We start from the raw sequence: 19,497 nt of genomic DNA, 5'->3' as shown, positions 1-19,497 counted from the left end.
CTTCACTCGTCAGTCAAAAATGACTTAGCGAGCGGTTACTTCGGTAGCGGCGAAGAAGTACGAGATTTCGCGAGCAGCAGCTGCTTCGGAATCGGAGCCGTGAACAGCGTTGGCATCGATGGAATCAGCGAAATCGGCGCGGATGGTGCCGGCAGCAGCTTCTTTAGGGTTGGTAGCGCCCATCAGCTCACGGTTCAGAGCGATAGCGTTTTCGCCTTCCAGAACCTGAACCACAACCGGACCGGAGATCATGAACGCAACCAGGTCGCCGAAGAAACCACGAGCGCTATGCTCAGCGTAGAAACCTTCAGCTTCGGCCTTGGACAGCTGCTTCAGCTTGGAAGCGACAACGCGCAGACCGGCTTTTTCGAAACGAGTGGTGATCTCGCCGATTACGTTCTTTGCAACGGCGTCAGGCTTGATGATGGAGAAAGTACGTTGGACAGCCATGGTGAAACTCCAGAAACAGTGATTTAAGCGAAAAATTAAACCCGCGAATTATACGCGGGTTCTGGTGTATTGCCTAACGGCGTACGTTACTGAACGTCAATCCAGCTCTTCGATCCATAACCCCTGGATCGCTTCGAGAACCTTCTCCCCGCTGCGGGCGGGGTCGTCATCGAACTCAGGCAAGGCAATCACCAGATCGCGCAACCTGGGGAAACTCACCGCGAGCGGATTGATCTCCGGATGGCTTTCAGCCAGCTGGATGGCAATTTCCTGCACATCGACCCATTTGAGACTCATGAGCAATCCTTGAATCAGTGTGGCGCTTCAGCAGCGTGATTGAGCGAATACTTGGGTATTTCGACAGTCAGGTCTTCGTTACCGACGATTGCCTGACAGGAAAGGCGCGATTGAGCCTCCAGCCCCCAGGCTTTGTCGAGCATGTCCTCTTCCAGCTCGTCGGCTTCGTTCAGCGAGTCGAAACCCTCTCGAATGACGCAATGACAAGTAGTGCAGGCACACACGCCACCACAGGCGCTTTCAATCTCGATGTGATGCTCGTGGGCAATGTCGAGAATAGACGTGCCGGGCTCCACTTCTACAACCAACCCGTCCGGGCAATGCTCGGCGTGGGGCAGAAAAATCACCTGCGGCATCAGTTATTCCTCAATCTCATTCAAGTTGCGCCCGGCCAATGCGGCTTTTACCGTCGAATCAAGGCGTCGGGCAGCAAATGCGTCGGTCACCTGCGAAAGACGCTTGGTCTGCTGCTCGATAGCGTAACCATCGGTGCCTTGCATCAATTCACGTAATTCGTCCATCTGCAGGTTGATGACCAGCCGCTCATCTTCATCGAGGAGACGCTCGCCATCCGCTTCCAGGGCACCTTGAACGGCTTCAAGCAGGCGCTCGGCGTCAACCTGGTGCTCGCGCAGCACACGGGCGACCTTGTCATCACCCGCGTACTCGAAGGAATCCTTGAGCATGCGAGTCACCTCGTCATCGGTCAGCCCATAGGATGGCTTGACCTGAATGCTCGACTCGATGCCCGACCCCATCTCACGCGCCGAAACGCTGAGCAAACCGTCGGCGTCGACCTGAAAGGTGACACGAATCTTCGCGGCACCCGCAACCATTGGCGGGATGCCACGCAGTTCGAAACGCGCCAGCGAACGACAGTCGCTGATCAATTCGCGTTCGCCCTGCAACACATGAATCTTCATGGCCGTCTGGCCATCTTTGTACGTGGTGAATTCCTGACCACGCGCTACAGGAATGGTGGTGTTACGCGGGATGACCTTTTCCATCAGCCCACCCATTGTCTCCAGCCCGAGAGACAGCGGAATCACGTCAAGCAGAAGCAACTCGCCACCATCACGTTTGTTGCCTGCCAGTGTATCGGCCTGTATCGCAGCACCGATGGCCACCACCTGGTCCGGGTCAATCTGGGTCAGCGGCGGACGGCCAAACAATTCGGCAACTGCCTCACGCACACGCGGAACACGCGTCGAACCACCGACCATGACCACGGCCTCGACCTCGTCAAGCTCGATACCGGTATCACGCACTGCACGACGACAGGCCTTGAGACTGCGCGCAATCATAGGTTCGATCAGCGCATCGAGTGCATCACGGGTCAGCGTACCGCGCCATTCACCGTAGGCAATTTCAACAGACTGGGCGTTGGTCAGTGCTTCCTTGGCCGAGCAGGCTGCCTGCAGCAGGTTACGCTGGGCGGAAGGGTCCAGGTCGGCAGACAGACCGGCATCGGCAACAATCCAGTTCGCGATGGCGTGATCGAAGTCATCGCCACCCAGCGCGGTGTCGCCGCCAGTGGCCAGCACTTCAAACACGCCGCCAGTCAGGCGCAGGATCGATATATCGAACGTCCCGCCGCCCAGGTCATAGATAGCCACCACACCTTCGGCTTTCTGATCCAGTCCATAGGCGACAGCAGCAGCCGTTGGCTCGTTGAGCAGGCGCAAAACATTGAGACCCGCCAGCCTGGCGGCATCCTTGGTGGCCTGGCGCTGAGCGTCGTCGAAATAGGCAGGGACGGTGATCACCGCGCCCACCAGTTCGCCACCCAATGCGGACTCGGCGCGCTGGCGCAAGACCTTGAGAATATCGGCAGACACTTCGACCGGGCTTTTAGGCCCCTGTACGGTTTCGATGAACGGCATATGCGACTCACCGCCGACGAAGCGATAAGGCAGTTGTTCGCCCAGTTGCTTGACGTCGGTCAGCCCGCGACCCATCAGGCGCTTGACCGACAGAACGGTGTTGAAAGGGTCCTGTGACGCAGCGGATTTCGCTGACTGCCCGACCTCGACACGATCAGCGTGATAGCGTACGGCAGACGGCAGAATAACCTGCCCTTCTGCATCGGCCAGCGGTTCGGACAGGCCGCTGCGCACTGCAGCAACCAGAGAGTTGGTAGTGCCCAGGTCGATACCCACAGCCAGACGGCGCTGATGCGGTTGAGGACTCAGGCCGGGTTCGGCGATCTGCAGTAAAGCCATGCTGTTCAGAATAATCACTGGCGCGCGACCAAAGCCGCGCGGGGTTAATCGTCGAGGCGCTCTTCTAGCTGGCGCACTTCGTGAGAGAGCTTGTCGAGGAACTGCATACGCCGCATCAGCTTTTCAGCGTGCTCGCGTTGTGCAGCATCGTTCCAACAGGCGGCGAAGCTCTGGTTCAACTCGTCCTGAGCGACCTTGAGCTGGCGCTTGAAGGTCGCCACGCCGGCAAGATCGGCCTCATCCTGCAGATCCTCGAGGTCTTCGCGCAATTGCATCTGCTGCAGAAGAAATTCAGGATCATGCACAGTGACCTCGAGCGGCACCTCGTTACCCTTCATCGCCAGAAGATAGCGCGCCCTTTTCGGCGGGCTTTTCAGGGTCTGATAGGCCTCGTTGAGACTGGCTGAACGCTCGAGCGCCAGACGCTGCTCACGCTCGGAGGCGTCAGCAAAACGATCGGGATGTACGTTGCGCGCCAGCTCGCGGTAGCGCGTTGCCAACTGATCAAGATCGAGCTGAAACTCGGGCTTGAGATCGAACAGGGCGAAATGACAGGGAGTACCCACAATAAAAGCCTCAGACGTTGAAGCTTTCGCCACAGCCGCACTCACCGCGCGAGTTGGGGTTGTTGAATTTGAAGCCTTCATTCAACCCTTCACGCACGAAGTCGAGCTCGGTGCCATCCAGATAGACCAGGCTTTTCGGGTCAATGATCACCTTGACGCCGTGCATTTCAAACACGGTGTCTTCGCTGGCCGCCTCATCGACGAACTCCAGTACGTAGGCCAGACCTGAACAGCCTGTGGTGCGGACACCCAGACGAACGCCATCACCCTTGCCGCGCCCCTCAAGGGAACGTCGTACGTGGTTAGCGGCAGCTTCTGTCATGCTGATAGCCATCGGAACTCCTCAACTGTATTGCACGTTAACGCTGTTGCGCGCTGCGCTGCAAAGCCTGCTTACAGCAGACCTTTCTTCAGCTTGTAATCGCGAACGGCTGCCTTGATGGCGTCTTCGGCGAGTACCGAGCAGTGAATCTTCACCGGCGGCAGCGCCAGCTCTTCAGCCAGCTGAGTGTTCTTGATGGTCTCTGCTTCATCCAGAGTCTTGCCCTTCATCCACTCGGTCGCCAGCGAACTGGAGGCAATTGCCGAACCGCAGCCGTAGGTCTTGAACTTGGCATCTTCGATAACGCCTTGTTCGTTGACCTTGATCTGCAGGCGCATCACGTCGCCGCATGCCGGAGCGCCGACCATACCGGTGCCGACATCAGGATCTTCCGCGTTCATCTTGCCGACGTTACGTGGGTTTTCGTAGTGGTCGATGACCTTTTCGCTGTAAGCCATGATTCTGTTCCTCTCACATCAGGGAGCCGCTCTGCAGGTCACGCCGCAATTGCACATGACCTGTATTGGAGGCGGCTTTAAATTAGTGCGCCGCCCACTCGATCTTGGAGATATCGACGCCGTCTTTGAACATGTCCCACAGCGGCGAAAGAGCACGCAGCCTGGTAACAGCCTCGCAGACCTTCTGCGCGGCGTAATCGATCTCTTCTTCAGTGCTGAAACGACCGAAGGTAAAACGAATCGAGCTGTGCGCCAGTTCGTCGTTACGGCCCAGGGCACGCAATACATACGACGGCTCAAGCGAGGCCGATGTACAGGCCGAACCCGACGATACCGCCAGATCCTTGAGCGCCATGATCAGCGACTCGCCTTCGACATAGTTGAAGCTCAGATTCAGGTTGTGCGGTACGCGGGCAGTCAGGCTGCCGTTCACGTACAGCTCTTCCAGATTTTCGACCTGCTTGAAGAAACGATCACTGAGCGCCTTGATGCGCACGTTTTCAGCGGCCATTTCTTCCTTGGCGATACGGAATGCTTCACCCATACCGACGATCTGGTGCGTCGCCAGCGTACCGGAACGCATGCCGCGCTCGTGACCGCCGCCGTGCATGGCTGCTTCGAGGCGGACACGCGGCTTACGGCTGACATACAGCGCGCCGATGCCTTTGGGGCCATAGGTCTTGTGCGCCGAGAACGACATCAGATCAACCTTGAGGCTGGCCAGATCGATTTCAACCTTGCCGGTCGACTGCGCGCCATCGACGTGGAACAGCACGCCACGCGAGCGAGTCAGCTCACCGATCGCGGCGATGTCGTTGATGGTGCCGATTTCGTTGTTCACATGCATGATCGAAACCAGAATGGTGTCGTCGCGCAATGCAGCTTCAATCATGGAAGGCGTGATCAGACCGTCTTCACCTGGCTCGATGTACGTGACTTCGAAACCTTCCCGCTCCAGTTGGCGCGTGGTGTCGAGGACAGCCTTGTGCTCAACCTTGGACGTGATCAGGTGCTTGCCCTTGCTGGCATAGAAATGCGCAACACCCTTGATGGCCAGGTTGTCGGACTCGGTAGCCCCCGACGTCCAGACGATTTCGCGCGGATCGGCGTTGACCAGGTCTGCGACCTGACGGCGAGCGTTCTCGACCGCTTCTTCGGCTTTCCAGCCAAAGACGTGGGAGCGCGATGCAGGGTTGCCGAAGTTTCCTTCGACTGTCAGGCATTCGATCATTTTCTGCGCGACACGCGGATCGACCGGGGTCGTCGCGGAGTAATCGAGGTAAATCGGCAATTTCATTGAAGCTCTCCTATCAGGCAGGCGCACCGCTCATTCATCTGCGTTCATTCGACGGCGGACGTTTCGATCTTACCCAGTTGCGAAACGTGGTGATGACCACGACGCATATCCTGGCGCTGAGCGACTTCTTGTACCTCACGGCGAGTGACAAGATCCGCCAAGCTGATACCGCTTAGAAATTCGTGAATCTGCTGGCTAAGGTCGCACCACAAGTGGTGGGTCAGGCATGTATCGCCAGCGTGGCAATCGCCCAGACCCTGGCACCGCGTGGCGTCGACCGATTCATTGACCGCGTCGACAACCTGAGCAACCTGAATGCCTTTCATGTCCCGCGACAGCTGGTAGCCGCCGCCCGGGCCGCGAACACTGGAAACCAGATTGCCGCGACGCAGTTTGGCGAACAGCTGCTCGAGGTAGGACAGGGAAATCCCCTGCCGCTCGGAGATGTCGGCCAGAGACACTGGCCCGTTCTGCGCGTGCAACGCCAGGTCAAGCATGGCAGTTACAGCGTATCGGCCTTTAGTAGTCAGTCGCATGGCGTATACCGCAGAGGTTCGGAATGAGAGCGAGTATGCTATTCCCGAGTAAATGAGTCAACTATTAGACCAAGTAAAACAGTCGGGATTAGCGAAAAGTGCGGGCTGCATCATAGCAAAAGTGCGGCGCAATGGCACGCGCCAGACCTCCATGCGGCCTAGCCGACCTTGTCTTCGTGACGATCCTTGACGCAATCGAAAACCTCGTCGCGCAGCTCGGGCAATTCTTTGGCACTGTAATCGCTGCCGAGCCTGCCGAGCGCGTCGCACATGCCTTCCAGACGACCGTCGACCGCCTGCAGATGGTCAAGCAATTGCCCAATGGCGCGAGCGACCGGGTCCGGCATATCGGCGCTCACGCCGTACGCATCGAAGCCAAGCTTTTCAGCCATAGCCTTGCGCTTGGCTTCTGCTTCGTCGTCCGACTTGACGATTATGCGCCCCGGAATACCGACGGCTGTCGCGCCCGCTGGCACCGCTTTGGTCACCACGGCGTTGGAGCCGATCTTGGCACCCGCCCCCACGGTGAACGGCCCAAGCACTTTCGCACCCGCACCCACAACCACACCGTCCTCCAGCGTCGGGTGACGCTTGCCGGCATTCCAGCTGGTGCCGCCCAGGGTCACGCCCTGATAAAGCGTTACGTCATTGCCGATCTCGGCGGTTTCGCCGATAACAATGCCCATGCCATGGTCAATGAAAAAACGGCGGCCGATGCGCGCGCCCGGATGGATTTCGATACCGGTCATCCAGCGACCGAAGTTCGACACCACCCGCGCAGGCCACTTCCAGCCGTTACGCCACAGGATATGCCCGAAGCGGTGCAGCCAGATGGCATGCATGCCCGGATAGCAGGTCAGGACCTCAAAGGCATTGCGTGCAGCAGGATCGCGATGGAACACGCTTTGAATGTCTTCTCGCAGACGCTCGAACATTACTGATCCTTCCGCTTGTAGGGTTCACCGCGTGCGGCTTTCTGGGTTTCGGTTAGCACGCCACGCAGGATGCTCAACTCGGATCGCTCGACTTCGCTGCGCCCGTAAAGCCTGCGCAATCGCGCCATCAGATGGCGTGGCTTTTCCGGATCAAGGAAGCCAATGGCCACAAGCGTGGCTTCAAGATGCACGTAGAAACCTTCCATCTCATCCATCGTCGCCAGCTCTGCGTTGTGCGCCGAGACGGCTCGCGGCACTTCGCGCTGTTCCGACTGCGCAGAAACCGCCAGCCAGGCCATGCGCACCTCATAAGTGAGCACCTGTACGGCAGCCGCCAGATTGAGGGAGCTGAACGCCGGATCAGACGGAATATGCACATGAAAGTGACAGCGCTGCAGCTCTTCATTGGTAAGGCCCGCATGCTCGCGCCCGAACACAAGCGCCACTTCGGCACCCTCACCGGCCTGCTCGACGACCTTTTCACCCGAAGCACGCGGATCAAGCAAGGGCCACGGCAGGCTTCGGTCCCGCGCACTGGTACCCAGCACCAGACGGCAGCCGACCAGCGCCTCTTCAAGGGTCGCGACAACCTGTGCGCGCTCCAGAATGTCGGTGGCACCCGAGGCGCGCGCATCGGCGTCGGGCGAAGGAAAAATCCTTGGATCGACCAGCACCAGACGCGACAGGCCCATGTTTTTCATGGCGCGAGCGGCCCCGCCGATATTTCCGGGGTGGGTAGTGCCGACCAGGACAACACGAATGTTCTGCAACAAAGCGAACGCTCACTGACACGAATTAGGGGGGCAAATCTTACAGAAACGGTTCGACTTGCGCCATGAAGCTGTGCGGGCCGGAAGATCGGTACTGACCGCCCTCACCTGGAAAAAACCCACACGAACCCGACAACCGTAACAACGCAAGGCTGGAAATAATTCGAATCAGCCCATAGAATGCCCGGCTCTCTTTAACAACCTTAGGTGAATTGTCCATGCAGCCCATGCTGAATATCGCGCTGCGCGCCGCCCGCAGCGCCAGCGAATTGATTTTCCGCTCCATCGAGCGCTTGGATACCATCAAGGTTGACGAAAAAGAAGCCAAAGACTACGTCACAGAGATCGACCGCGCCGCCGAGCAGAGCATCATCACTGCGCTGCGCAAGGCCTACCCGACCCACGGCATCCTTGGCGAAGAAAGCGGCCTGCACGAAGGCAGCGGCGAAGGCACCGACTACCTGTGGATCATCGACCCGCTGGACGGCACTACCAACTTCGTTCGCGGCATCCCGCACTTTGCTGTCAGCATCGCCTGCAAATACCGCGGTCGCCTTGAGCACGCCGTCGTTCTCGACCCGGTCCGTCAGGAAGAATTCACCGCCAGCCGTGGTCGCGGCGCAGCCCTGAACGGCCGTCGCCTACGCGTCAGCCAGCGCAAGAGCCTCGAAGGCGCACTGCTCGGCACCGGCTTCCCATTCCGTGACAACCAGATGGACAACATCGAAAACTACCTGGGCATGTTCCGCAGCCTGGTCGGCCAGACCGCCGGCATCCGCCGCGCAGGCGCTGCAAGCCTTGACCTGGCCTATGTAGCTGCAGGCCGTTTCGATGCATTCTGGGAGTCGGGCCTGTCGGAATGGGACATGGCGGCAGGCGCCCTGCTGATTCAGGAAGCAGGCGGCCTGGTCAGCGATTTCACTGGTGGTCATGACTTCCTGGAAAAAGGCCATGTCGTTGCCGGTAACACCAAATGCTTCAAGGCTGTGCTGACTGCAATTGCACCGCACCTGCCGGCTTCGCTCAAGCGTTAAGCTGCAGACATAAAAAAACCGGCGAAAGCCGGTTTTTTTATGTCTTGCAGAAGCTCAGCGGCTGGCGTTATTGCGCCTGACCCAATATCAGCTGACCATTCTTGTCGACTGGAATCTGGCTGCCCGGATCACGCTCCATCCGAACCTGACCTACTTTCTCGTTCAACTTGTATTTGACGTTGTAACCCACAACCTTGTCGCTCACATCGTTGACCGTTGTGCAGCGGTTTTGCGTAGTGGTGTAGGTATCACGCTCTTGCATGCCTTCCTGAACCTTGTTGCCCGCATAACCACCGCCTACCGCACCGGCAACTGTTGCGATTTTCTTGCCGTTACCACCACCGATCTGGTTGCCGAGCAAGCCACCGGCTACCGCGCCGATAACGCTACCGACGATCTGGTGCTGGTCCTTGACCGGCGCCTGACGGGTAACGGTTACGTCCTTGCAAACTTCACGGGGGGTTTTGATCTGCTGATTGATCGGCTCTACCGCCAATACATCCGCATACTCAGGACCACCCTTGACCAAGCTATAGGTGGCAACGGCGCCGCCAGCAGTCACGACAGCAGCACCTAACACAGCACCAACAAGCATAGACTTGTTCACTTGAACCTCCTGACCAATCGAAACGCAGCATGGCTGCGCAATGCCTAGCCTTGGAGCATAAAAAAAGGCGCGAGTTCAGCACTCGCGCCTTTTTTATGACGGTCGGATCTACGGAAGATCGTCAGCCTTCTCAACGACCACTGGCGGGATCAGATCCTCGGTGGTCAGATTCAGCCAGATCAGCACCACGTTGGCGATGTAGATGGACGAGTAAGTACCCGCCAGCACACCGATGAACAACGCAATGGAGAAGCCTTCCAGGCTGTCACCACCAAACGCCCACAGTGCGACAATCGCCAACAGGGTCGAAACCGAGGTTGCAATGGTGCGCAGGAGTGTCTGCGTGGTGGAAATGTTGATGTTCTCGATCAGCGAAGCCTTGCGCAGCAGGCGGAAGTTTTCGCGTACCCGGTCAAAGACCACGATAGTGTCGTTCAGCGAGTAACCGATGATCGCCAGTACCGCCGCCAGCACCGTCAGGTCGAAGGTGATCTGGAAGAACGACAGGATGCCCATCGTCACCACCACGTCGTGGATCAGCGAGATGATCGCCCCGACCGCAAATTTCCACTGGAAGCGGAACGCCAGGTAGATCAGTACGCCGCCCAGCGCCATCAGCATGCCGAGGCCGCCCTGATCGCGCAGCTCTTCACCGACCTGCGGGCCGACAAACTCGACGCGCTTGACCACGGCCGGGTTGTCGGCACCCGCCTTGCGCAGCGCGTCGGCAACCTGAGTACCCAGTTGCGGGTCTTCACCCGGCATGCGCACCAGCAAGTCAGTGGTGGCACCGAAGCTCTGTACAACGGCTTCGTGATAGCCCGCCGAAACCAGCTCCTGGCGAACCTTGCCCAGATCGGCCGGACGCTCGTAGGTCAGCTCGATGAGCGTACCGCCGGTGAAGTCCAGACCAAAGTTGAGCCCTTTATGGAACCAGCTGAACAACGCCAGTGCGGTAAGGAGCATCGTGATGGCGAACGCAACATTGCGAACGCCCATGAAGTTGATGGTACGTAACATGGCAGCCCCTTAAATCCACAACTTCTTGAAGTCACGACCGCCGTAGATCAGGTTGACCATAGCGCGGGTCACCATGATGGCCGTGAACATCGAGGTAAAGATCCCGAGCGACATGGTCACCGCAAACCCTTTGACCGGGCCGGTGCCCATCGCAAAGAGAATGCCGCCGACCAGCAGCGTCGTCAGGTTGGCGTCGAGGATCGCCGTGTAGGCACGATCGAAACCTTCGTTGATAGCACGCTGAACCGTCATGCCGTTGGCGATCTCTTCACGAATCCGCGAGAAGATCAGTACGTTCGCATCCACCGCCATACCCATCGTCAACACGATACCGGCAATACCCGGCAGGGTCAGTGTCGCACCCAGCAAGGACATCAGCGCCAGCAGCATGACCATGTTCAAGGCCAGGGCAACGGTCGCGATCAGACCGAAGAAACGGTAGATCGCCATGATAAACAGCGAAACGAACAGCATGCCCCACAGGGAAGCGTCGATACCCTTGGTGATGTTGTCGGCGCCCAGGCTCGGGCCAATTGTGCGCTCTTCAGCGAAGTACATCGGTGCCGCCAGACCACCGGCACGCAACAGCAGCGCCAGCTCGGAAGACTCGCCCTGACCGTTCAGACCGGTAATCCGGAACTGGCTGCCCAGTGGCGACTGGATGGTCGCCAGACTGATGATCTTCTTTTCTTCCTTGAAGGTCTGAACAGGCACGTCTTTCTCGACGCCGTTGACCATTTGCCTGGTGTAGGTAGTGGTCGGACGCTGCTCGATGAAAATCACCGCCATGCTGCGCCCCACATTACTGCGGGTTGCGCGACTCATCAGCTCGCCACCGTGGCCATCAAGGTTGATGTTCACTTGTGGACGGCCATGCTCGTCGAAACTGGCCTTGGCGTCAGTCACCTGATCGCCGGTAATGATCAGACCACGCTCCACCGCCGCTGCCGGACGCCCGCCTTCGCGGAACTCGAACATTTCGGTGGTGCCTTTCGAGTCATCCGGGCCTGCGCCCAGACGGAATTCGAGGTTGGCAGTCTTGCCCAGAATACGCTTGGCTTCCGCGGTGTCCTGTACACCCGGCAGCTCGACCACGATGCGGTTGGCACCCTGACGCTGGACCAGCGGTTCGGCAACACCCAGCTCGTTAACCCGGTTACGTACAGTGGTCAGGTTCTGCTTGATCGAGTATTCGCGAATCTCGGCCAGTTTGGCCGGAGTCAACGCCATGCGCAGTACGGGAATCCCGTTCAGCTCGGCAGGCGTGATTTCGAAATCGGTGAAGGTCTTGCGCACCAGCGCACGAGCCTGCTCGCGCTCTGCATCATCGGAAAAGCCCAGCTGAATCACATTGCCCAGCTGCGGCAAACTGTGATAACGCACCTTTTCCTTGCGCAACAGCGATTTGACTTCGCCTTCGTAAACCTTCAGACGCGCATCGATCGCCTTGTCCATGTCGACTTCCAGCAGGAAGTGCACACCACCGGACAGGTCGAGACCGAGCTTCATCGGGCTTGCGCCCAGGTTACGCAACCAGGTCGGCGTGGTACGCGCCAGGTTCAGTGCAACGACATAGTCATCACCCAACGCCTTGCGCACGACATCCTTGGCCGGCAACTGGTCTTCCTGCTTGCTCAGACGCAACAAACCGCCCTTGCCATTCTCGGCCAGAGAAGAAGCCTTGACCGAGATGCCGGCATCGGCAAGCGCCTTGGCTGCACGATCGACATCTGCCTGATTGACTTGCAGCGCAGTGCTTGCACCGCTGATCTGAATGGCAGAATCATCAGGGTAGAGATTGGGTGCGGAATAAATAAAACCGACCACCAGCACCGCCAGGATCAGTACGTATTTCCACAGAGGGTATTTGTTCAGCATCACGCCGCCCGCTTAAAACGCGGGGCGCCTTGCGCGCCCCGTCGATGGGTAAAAGTTGTTGCTCAGATCGCTTTCAGGGTGCCTTTTGGCAGAGTGGCCGCGATGGCGCCCTTCTGGATTTTCAGCTCAACGGTGTCAGACACTTCGATCACCACGAAGTCGTCGGTCACTTTATTGATCTTGCCCGCAATACCGCCGCTGGTGACAACTTCATCGCCTTTCTGCAGGTTGCCCAGCAGGTTTTTCTGCTCTTTGGCGCGCTTGGCCTGTGGACGCCAGATCATCAGGTAGAAGATGACCAGAAAGCCGACCAGAAAGATCCACTCGAAACCACTGCCCGCAGGACCGGCAGCCGGTGCAGCAGCATCCGCAAAAGCGGGAGAGATGAAAAAGCTCATTTGTCGCTCCAGTTACATAATTAGTATAAAAAGCAGGAAAAACTCGTTCTGTTTCAACCCAGAGGCGGCGTTGGAAGGCCGCGTTTGGCATAGAAGGCATCGACGAAGGCGGCCAATGTACCCTGTTGAATAGCCTCGCGCAAACCAGCCATAAGCAGCTGGTAGTGCCGCAAATTGTGGATCGTATTAAGCATGCTCCCCAGCATTTCGCCGCACTTGTCCAGGTGATGCAGATAAGCGCGCGAGAAGTTCTTGCAGGTGTAGCAGTCGCAGGTCGGATCCAGCGGCGAATTGTCATGACGGTGGAACGCGTTGCGGATTTTCAGCACACCGGTATCGGTGAACAGATGACCGTTGCGGGCATTGCGGGTCGGCATCACGCAGTCGAACATGTCAACACCGCGGCGCACACCTTCGACCAGATCCTCCGGTTTGCCTACACCCATCAAGTAACGAGGTTTGTCTGCTGGCATAAGGCCCGGCAGGTAGTCCAGCACTTTGATCATCTCGTGCTTGGGCTCGCCCACCGACAGCCCGCCGATCGCCAGGCCATCAAAGCCGATCTCATCCAGGCCTTCCAGCGAACGCTTGCGCAGGTTCTCGTGCATGCCGCCCTGAACAATGCCGAACAGTGCGGCCGTGTTTTCGCCATGCGCAACCTTGGAGCGCCTGGCCCAGCGCAGCGACAGCTCCATGGAGATACGCGCCACGTCCTCGTCAGCCGGATAAGGCGTACATTCGTCGAAGATCATCACGACGTCAGAGCCCAGATCACGCTGGACCTGCATCGACTCTTCAGGCCCCATGAACACCTTGGCACCATCGACCGGCGAAGCGAAGGTCACGCCCTCCTCCTTGATCTTGCGCATGGCACCCAGGCTGAACACCTGAAAACCGCCGGAGTCGGTCAGAATCGGACCTTGCCACTGCATGAAATCGTGCAGATCGCCGTGGCCCTTGATGACTTCGGTGCCGGGACGCAGCCACAGGTGAAAGGTGTTACCCAGAATCATCTGCGCACCCGTGGCCTCGATATCACGCGGCAGCATGCCCTTGACCGTGCCATAGGTACCCACCGGCATGAACGCCGGGGTTTCCACCACACCACGCGGAAAGGTCAGACGACCGCGACGGGCCTTGCCGTCGGTGGCCAGCAATTCGAAAGACATACGACAGGTGCGACTCATGCGTGATCCTCTGGTGCCGATTCCTGAGGGGCCGTCGGCGCGGGATTGCGGGTGATGAACATCGCATCACCGTAACTGAAGAAGCGGTAGCCGTGCTCGATGGCCGCCGCGTAGGCCGCCATCGTCTCGGGATAACCGGCGAACGCCGAAACCAGCATCAACAGCGTGGATTCAGGCAGATGGAAATTGGTTACCAGGGCATCGACCACATGAAACGGACGGCCTGGGTAGATAAAGATGTCGGTGTCGCCGCTGAACGGCTTCAACTGACCGTCGCGCGCCGCACTCTCCAGCGAGCGTACGCTGGTGGTCCCGACGGCAATCACACGCCCGCCTCGCGCGCGGCATGCGGCCACCGCATCCACCACGTCCTGGCTGACCTCCAGCCATTCGCTGTGCATGTGGTGATCTTCGATCTGCTCGACGCGCACCGGCTGGAAAGTACCCGCGCCAACGTGCAGCGTGACGAACGCGGTTTCAACGCCCTTGGCGGCAATCGCTTCCATCAGCGGCTGATCGAAATGCAGGCCGGCGGTCGGTGCAGCCACAGCACCTGCGCGCTGGGCGTAAACGGTCTGATAGCGCTCGCGGTCCGCACTTTCGTCCGGGCGGTCTATATAAGGAGGCAACGGCATATGGCCGACACGCTCCAGCAACGGCAGCACTTCTTCGGCGAAGCGCAGTTCGAACAGCGCGTCACGCCGCGCCACCATCTCGGCCTCCCCGCCGCCGTCGATCAGAATCGACGAGCCCGGCTTGGGCGACTTGCTGGAACGCACATGCGCCAGCACCCGATGGCTGTCCAGCACGCGCTCGACCAGAATCTCCAGCTTGCCGCCGGACGCCTTCTGCCCGAACAGTCGAGCGGGAATGACGCGGGTATTGTTGAACACCATCAAGTCGCCCGAGCGCAAATGCTCAAGCAAATCAGCGAATTGACGATGTGCCAGCGCGCCAGTCGGCCCATCGAGGGTCAACAGACGACTGCTGCGACGCTCGGCCAGCGGATGGCGAGCAATCAGGGAATCGGGGAGTTCGAAAGTAAAGTCAGCGACGCGCATGATCGGGTTCGTTTAGCAGGGCCGGGAAGTTTATCCGGTTTGGCAGCATTAGTAAAAAACCTGCGTAAATCGCTGTTGACCAACGGAAAACTCATCCTTATACTTCGCCGCCATTGAGCCCTGATGGCGGAATTGGTAGACGCGGCGGATTCAAAATCCGTTTTCGAAAGAAGTGGGAGTTCGATTCTCCCTCGGGGCACCACCATTTAAAAAAGACCTTGAATTTCAAGGTCTTTTTTTTCGTCTGGCGTAAAGTTGGCGTAATGGCATCGGAAAGACAGGATCAATCACACCTTACGGTCCGCAACTGATCCCGCCTGGTTGTGTACATCTGGCTCATCATGTCACGACGCATCGCCCTCTCGGGATTCGTAGGTGCGCTTCCCCCCCCCCAGCGCGTATCGATCTTATCCAGCACGCCCATCACCTTCTCGGCCGCGAAAAGATCATCCTGAACTCCACCCGGCTGACAAAGGTCCAGTAGCAGCACCTCCCTCCGCTTTGCTGTATTTGAAGCCCGACCGGAACAGACGATTCACAGCCTCGGTCACAGCTTTCGTCATCAAGCCCACGTCATTGGTGGGATACGGAAGTTCGACCAGTGCGCCATTGGCGTACTTGGCTTCTTCCGGATTTAACATGCCAGTGCGGATGCTGACTCTGATCCTCATGCACAGGAGATTCTGGGAGCGAAGCTTCTCGGCAGCACGCTGCGTGTAGGTGGCCACCGCTTCCTTGATTGGCTCAATTCGGCATGACATGTGAAGGAAGCCTGCAGCACTCAGAGAAAATCCTGCGTTAGGCTTTTTCTGCCCAGCCTGAACATGTCCAGACCAATAAATGTGTGAAGCGTACAGGCGAATGTGCAGTCAAAGAAATCGCTTCCAGCAATGGCTCTGTTCTGACGGGTAACTCATTAGCCTTCGAACGCCACAGATCAGTTCCATACTTTCAAGCAAGAGGTCTTTTATGGGCTGTGTACCGAGTACGTCAAGAAGCACTGGATATTACTCCGGTCACGAAAGCCATGAGGAACCCATGGGCGGCAAGCAGACCGGCGAACAGTAATGATCGCGGCTACGAAACTGATTCAGAGCCATCCAGTGGCAACTTGATACCCAATGCGAGGAGAGTGTATAGCGAATCTGTCTTGTGGCACGGTACATCCATGCAATCAAAAATAGACTTGAGAAGCAAAGGGTTCGATGCAGGTAGAAAAACGGGCGGCGCTACTGAAGGTGGCAACACAAATATGTTTATGAACCCGAGTAGGAAGGCTCAGTCTGAATCCAGACAACATCATTATTTGTCTTCATCCCGAAAAGAAGCCAAGCACTTTGCTATGTTTGCTGACATGAGTAATCCCACACTGGTATGCACCATCGGCGTCAGAAACAATTTGAACCTGATAACCGACCCCAGGACCGGCGGCACCGCACTCATGACAGATCAATCGATTCCTCGAAAATTTGTGCTCGGATCAAAAAGCAGTGCTCCCGGAGGAAATGCTTAAGTCTTTAGGGATGACATGCGTGCGGCAGGACACAATGTGTCGGCAAAGCAAGCCGGCGAACGGCTCAGAGAAGTCCAGCCTGATTCAGACGATGACAACTTCCCTGACCCCGATGACTTTATCATGAGCCGTTTTACCGGGTAATCGGATAGAGATGAGGGTCTTCAAGAATTCGTCTGAAAGAAACCGGACTCTTCGGGCCAGCATAATCGAAGTTTCAATCAGTGCGGCTGGAAGAGACGAGCCATTACCCTGAACAGTCCTTTGTTGCCTACCGACCATGGCGCTGCCGCCAAGCAACTTCATGGTCGGTAGGCAACTTGCACCACAAGCCCTTTTTGAAAGCGTCGGCGGTTCGGCCGAAGATCAGCTAATGGCGGTGGATCAACCCTGCCTCGCACGCTGTCGAGCCCAGACATGCGGAGTGTCGAAGCTATGATCATGGTCGACAAGACGAGTCAAAATGGGAGCGGGCCGTGTAGAAGCTACGTGCTGACTTCAAGAAAGCCTGAGTGGCAGGTTTTCCGTAAAAGCGCAGTAGACGCTCATACCGTTGGCAGCTAAAGCGAGCGGCCACCGTCAACGATGAGTTCCGAGCCCACCGTCCATCGTGACTCGTCTGACGCCAGGTACAGCACGGCCTTGGCCACTTCCTCGGGCGTACCAAACCGGCCGAACGGAATGGTCGCTGCGATATCATGGTTGAGCTGTTCGCGATAGGCATCGGGAATACCGAGCTTGTCGTAAAGTGGCGTATCAACCGGGCCAGGGCTGACTGCATTGACGCGAATACCACGCGGGAGCAGTTCGCTGGAAAGCGTTTTTGACATGTTCAGGAAAGCGGCCTTGGTCGCGCCATAGACTGATGAACGTGCGTCACCGAGGTGTGCACTGACCGAGGTGTTGAGAACCACTGACGCAGGGTTCGCGAAAACTGGCAGCAATGCCTGGATCAGAAAGTACGGCCCCTTGACGTTGATGTCGAAGGAGCGATCGAACATTTCCTCCGTCCACTCTTCGATCGGCAGCCAAACGGATACGCCTGCATTGAGAAAGGCAACATCGAGTTGGCCATAGTGAGTCTGAACGGCCTGCGCCAGTTCCTTCTGCGCATTGATGCTGGCCGAGTCAGCACGCAGTACCAGCACTTCGCTTCCCAATTCCGTCTGAGCCTTTGTGATGGACTCCGGATTGACTCCGGTAACGATCACGCGCGCGCCTTCGGCGAGGAACTGCTTGGCCGTTTCCAGGCCAATTCCGCTGGTGCCGCCGGTGATGAGAGTGCGTTTGCCTTGCAATCGGGACATGTCAGTTTCCTTTTCGGTTTTTCACGGTCAGTCGATGTACTGACCTGCCTGACGGAAACTATGTATTCATACCTTCACATTGATAAGATGGGATTTTCGAATACTTTTCATGCTTTTATTGCATGAATCAGAGGCCTGGATGGACCGACTATTGCTGATGACCTGCTTTGTTCGCGCTGTCGAGAAAGGAAGCTTCTCGGCTGCGGGGCGTGACCTGGGGCTGGGACAGCCTAATGTCAGCCGCTATGTGGCGGCGCTGGAAAACCATTTGCAAACCAGGCTGCTTCACCGATCCACACGTAAGCTTGCCCTAACCCCGGAGGGAGAACGCTATTACGCAGATGCCCGGCGCATTCTCGATGCTGTGGAAGAATCGGAGTCGTCTTTCAGGGAGAACGTCGCCCCGTCCGGATTGTTGCGAGTCGCCTGTCCGACCGCGCTGGCCCATGCATTCGTGGTGCCGCATGTGTCCACATTTCTGGAGCGCTATCCAGAGCTGACGCTCGACCTGCAGATCAATGATCGCTATGTGAATCTGGTCGACGAAGGGGCTGAACTGGCGATCCGTATCGGACATCTGGAAGACAGCACAATGCGAGCCCGGCCGCTAGGCTGGTTCGAGCGTGTATGCGTTGGCAGCAAGGGATACCTGGCCAAACGCGGAATCCCCACGACGCCCGATGATCTGAGAACGCACGATTGCCTGATCTACACCCTGCTGTCGACAGGCAGCACATGGCGCTTTCGGGATATCGATGTGCCCGTTTCAGGCAGGCTTCGGGTCAACTCACCTGAGGCCATACGAGCGTATGTAAACGAAGGACTGGGAATCGCACAAGGGCCCGAATGGCTTTACGACGAAGGGCTGAAAAATGGCAATCTGCAGGTGTTGCTCAGGGACTACGCAGCTCCGGCGGTCCCCGTGCAAGTCATTTACGTTGCCGACCGACTCCTCCCCAAAAGGGCCATTGTGTTCATGGATTTCATCGCCGAGGTGTTCGCAAAAAATCCTGCATTTAAGGACCCACTCAGACCCTCGTAATGGCAGTAGTCAGCTTGGCATGCTCCTGACGCCCGACTGATGATAAAAATTCATCAGGTGACGGTTCGGCATCTTCGGCAAACCAGGTAGTCTATCTTTGACCCGTTCGATAAAAATGTTATTTCAAGTTTCCCTCAGGTATCACCAAATTAAAAAAGACCTTGAGTTTCAAGGTCTTTTTTCCGTCTGATGGAAAGTGTTCTGACACAGTCGCCCTCTTCCCCTCCCCAGCTCCGTCACCCTGAAATAGGCTTGCCTCGTCTATCGGCAAGCGCAGGTATTTTGCTGACGAGCAATCAATGTGCCTTCGCAATCCCGAACTGCTCAAGCACCGGATCGACGTTATGATCGAACGCCTTTTGCGCCTTGTGCTTCTTCACCGCATCGACGATAGCGGAGATGCCGAAGCCCAACGCCATCGCGCCGTCGATAGCCCAGCCAATGACGGGCACTGCAGCACCCAGCGCCGCACCCGCCGCGAGCCCCGTGGCCTCGCCTGCGACCATACCGATGGCGCGGCCTGCGATCTGGCCGGCCATGCGGCCGAGTCCGGCCGATGCTTCACGCCCCATCAGTTTTGCCCCGGCATCGATGCCG

General features: G+C 57.7%; 22 protein-coding genes, 1 tRNA gene and 3 pseudogenes. 5 read left to right on the top strand and 21 right to left on the bottom strand.

The features are described from left to right. Positions 1 to 24: 24 nt before the first annotated feature. From ndk to ALO80_RS30410, 12 genes are all read right to left on the bottom strand, one after another. Positions 25 to 450 (bottom strand): nucleoside-diphosphate kinase, encoded by a 426-nt coding sequence (ndk, locus tag ALO80_RS02665; protein WP_002552482.1) that lies wholly within the window; start codon positions 448 to 450, stop codon positions 25 to 27. 96 nt (positions 451 to 546) lie between these two features. Next, positions 547 to 747: a Fe-S cluster assembly protein IscX gene (gene iscX / locus ALO80_RS02660; protein ID WP_054988608.1), complete on the bottom strand. Its 201-nt coding sequence runs from the start codon at positions 745 to 747 to the stop codon at positions 547 to 549. 14 nt (positions 748 to 761) lie between these two features. Continuing rightward, positions 762 to 1,103 (bottom strand): ISC system 2Fe-2S type ferredoxin, encoded by a 342-nt coding sequence (gene fdx / locus ALO80_RS02655; protein ID WP_054988607.1) that lies wholly within the window; start codon positions 1,101 to 1,103, stop codon positions 762 to 764. 3 nt (positions 1,104 to 1,106) lie between these two features. Then, a complete protein-coding gene (hscA, locus tag ALO80_RS02650; RefSeq protein ID WP_055007844.1) occupies positions 1,107 to 2,969 on the bottom strand; it encodes a Fe-S protein assembly chaperone HscA in 1,863 nt (620 codons plus the stop codon). Positions 2,970 to 3,013: 44 nt separating this feature from the next. Beyond that, positions 3,014 to 3,535 carry a co-chaperone HscB gene (gene hscB / locus ALO80_RS02645; RefSeq protein ID WP_054988605.1) on the bottom strand — a complete coding sequence of 174 codons (522 nt, stop codon included), beginning with the start codon at positions 3,533 to 3,535 and terminating at the stop codon, positions 3,014 to 3,016. 10 nt (positions 3,536 to 3,545) lie between these two features. Then, on the bottom strand, positions 3,546 to 3,869 hold the full coding sequence (gene iscA / locus ALO80_RS02640; protein ID WP_003365093.1) for an iron-sulfur cluster assembly protein IscA: 324 nt from the start codon (positions 3,867 to 3,869) through the stop codon (positions 3,546 to 3,548). 59 nt (positions 3,870 to 3,928) lie between these two features. After that, positions 3,929 to 4,315 (bottom strand): Fe-S cluster assembly scaffold IscU, encoded by a 387-nt coding sequence (iscU, locus tag ALO80_RS02635; protein WP_055007830.1) that lies wholly within the window; start codon positions 4,313 to 4,315, stop codon positions 3,929 to 3,931. An 82-nt stretch (positions 4,316 to 4,397) separates the two neighbouring features. Continuing rightward, positions 4,398 to 5,612: an IscS subfamily cysteine desulfurase gene (locus ALO80_RS02630; RefSeq protein WP_055005295.1), complete on the bottom strand. Its 1,215-nt coding sequence runs from the start codon at positions 5,610 to 5,612 to the stop codon at positions 4,398 to 4,400. A gap of 44 nt (positions 5,613 to 5,656) precedes the next feature. Then, on the bottom strand, positions 5,657 to 6,148 hold the full coding sequence (gene iscR, locus ALO80_RS02625; RefSeq protein WP_054988603.1) for a Fe-S cluster assembly transcriptional regulator IscR: 492 nt from the start codon (positions 6,146 to 6,148) through the stop codon (positions 5,657 to 5,659). 158 nt (positions 6,149 to 6,306) lie between these two features. Then, entirely contained in the window at positions 6,307 to 7,083 is a 777-nt protein-coding gene (gene cysE / locus ALO80_RS02620; RefSeq protein ID WP_055007829.1) for a serine O-acetyltransferase, read from the bottom strand. After that, a complete protein-coding gene (gene trmJ, locus ALO80_RS02615; RefSeq protein ID WP_055007828.1) occupies positions 7,083 to 7,856 on the bottom strand; it encodes a tRNA (cytosine(32)/uridine(32)-2'-O)-methyltransferase TrmJ in 774 nt (257 codons plus the stop codon). Before trmJ ends, cysE begins: the two co-directional genes overlap by 1 nt. Before the next feature lie 37 nt (positions 7,857 to 7,893). Continuing rightward, the gene (locus ALO80_RS30410; RefSeq protein ID WP_144434196.1) at positions 7,894 to 8,073 is read right to left on the bottom strand and encodes a hypothetical protein; all 180 of its coding nucleotides are present in this window, start codon (positions 8,071 to 8,073) and stop codon (positions 7,894 to 7,896) included. On the opposite strand from ALO80_RS30410, the gene suhB reads away from it, so the two are divergent. Continuing rightward, positions 8,072 to 8,887: a type III secretion system regulator SuhB gene (suhB, locus tag ALO80_RS02610; protein WP_054988600.1), complete on the top strand. Its 816-nt coding sequence runs from the start codon at positions 8,072 to 8,074 to the stop codon at positions 8,885 to 8,887. The two genes, ALO80_RS30410 and suhB, sit on opposite strands and share 2 nt — an antisense overlap. A 67-nt stretch (positions 8,888 to 8,954) precedes the next feature. On the opposite strand, the gene ALO80_RS02605 is transcribed toward suhB, so the two are convergent. From ALO80_RS02605 to queA, 6 genes are all read right to left on the bottom strand, one after another. Beyond that, positions 8,955 to 9,494: a glycine zipper 2TM domain-containing protein gene (locus ALO80_RS02605; RefSeq protein ID WP_002552471.1), complete on the bottom strand. Its 540-nt coding sequence runs from the start codon at positions 9,492 to 9,494 to the stop codon at positions 8,955 to 8,957. Positions 9,495 to 9,602: 108 nt separating this feature from the next. Beyond that, complete coding sequence (gene secF, locus ALO80_RS02600) at positions 9,603 to 10,514, bottom strand: protein translocase subunit SecF (protein ID WP_004406504.1); 912 nt, start codon at positions 10,512 to 10,514, stop codon at positions 9,603 to 9,605. Between the two features lie 9 nt (positions 10,515 to 10,523). Next, a complete protein-coding gene (gene secD / locus ALO80_RS02595; protein WP_055007827.1) occupies positions 10,524 to 12,392 on the bottom strand; it encodes a protein translocase subunit SecD in 1,869 nt (622 codons plus the stop codon). Positions 12,393 to 12,454: 62 nt separating this feature from the next. After that, complete coding sequence (gene yajC, locus ALO80_RS02590) at positions 12,455 to 12,790, bottom strand: preprotein translocase subunit YajC (RefSeq protein ID WP_002552468.1); 336 nt, start codon at positions 12,788 to 12,790, stop codon at positions 12,455 to 12,457. 53 nt (positions 12,791 to 12,843) lie between these two features. After that, on the bottom strand, positions 12,844 to 13,959 hold the full coding sequence (tgt, locus tag ALO80_RS02585) for a tRNA guanosine(34) transglycosylase Tgt (RefSeq protein WP_122239191.1): 1,116 nt from the start codon (positions 13,957 to 13,959) through the stop codon (positions 12,844 to 12,846). Positions 13,960 to 13,973: 14 nt separating this feature from the next. Further along, entirely contained in the window at positions 13,974 to 15,038 is a 1,065-nt protein-coding gene (gene queA, locus ALO80_RS02580) for a tRNA preQ1(34) S-adenosylmethionine ribosyltransferase-isomerase QueA (RefSeq protein WP_055007826.1), read from the bottom strand. A gap of 117 nt (positions 15,039 to 15,155) precedes the next feature. Between queA and ALO80_RS02575 the strand changes: the two genes are divergently transcribed. Beyond that, a tRNA-Leu gene (locus tag ALO80_RS02575) sits at positions 15,156 to 15,240 on the top strand. 81 nt (positions 15,241 to 15,321) lie between these two features. Here ALO80_RS02575 and ALO80_RS02570 read toward each other — a convergent pair. Beyond that, a pseudogene (locus ALO80_RS02570) lies at positions 15,322 to 15,787 on the bottom strand (DinB/UmuC family translesion DNA polymerase); the annotation flags it as partial. Between the two features lie 419 nt (positions 15,788 to 16,206). Here ALO80_RS02570 and ALO80_RS31870 point away from each other — a divergent pair. Continuing rightward, positions 16,207 to 16,551: a hypothetical protein gene (locus tag ALO80_RS31870; RefSeq protein ID WP_223813453.1), complete on the top strand. Its 345-nt coding sequence runs from the start codon at positions 16,207 to 16,209 to the stop codon at positions 16,549 to 16,551. A 313-nt stretch (positions 16,552 to 16,864) separates the two neighbouring features. Further along, positions 16,865 to 17,013, top strand: a pseudogene (locus ALO80_RS32250) (TetR/AcrR family transcriptional regulator); the annotation flags it as partial. Positions 17,014 to 17,111: 98 nt separating this feature from the next. On the opposite strand, the gene ALO80_RS02560 reads toward ALO80_RS32250, so the two are convergent. Beyond that, positions 17,112 to 17,858: an SDR family oxidoreductase gene (locus tag ALO80_RS02560; RefSeq protein WP_054984080.1), complete on the bottom strand. Its 747-nt coding sequence runs from the start codon at positions 17,856 to 17,858 to the stop codon at positions 17,112 to 17,114. Positions 17,859 to 17,997: 139 nt separating this feature from the next. On the opposite strand from ALO80_RS02560, the gene ALO80_RS02555 reads away from it, so the two are divergent. Beyond that, entirely contained in the window at positions 17,998 to 18,900 is a 903-nt protein-coding gene (locus ALO80_RS02555; RefSeq protein ID WP_055007824.1) for a LysR family transcriptional regulator, read from the top strand. A 296-nt stretch (positions 18,901 to 19,196) separates the two neighbouring features. Here the strand turns inward: ALO80_RS02555 and ALO80_RS02550 are convergent. Next, positions 19,197 to 19,497, bottom strand: a pseudogene (locus ALO80_RS02550) (type III effector HrpK); the annotation flags it as partial.

The organism is Pseudomonas caricapapayae (assembly GCF_001400735.1).
Classification (GTDB): domain Bacteria; phylum Pseudomonadota; class Gammaproteobacteria; order Pseudomonadales; family Pseudomonadaceae; genus Aquipseudomonas; species Aquipseudomonas caricapapayae.
The sequence above is the reverse complement of the archived record's forward strand: the minus strand, read 5'-3'. Positions and strand labels throughout refer to the sequence as shown.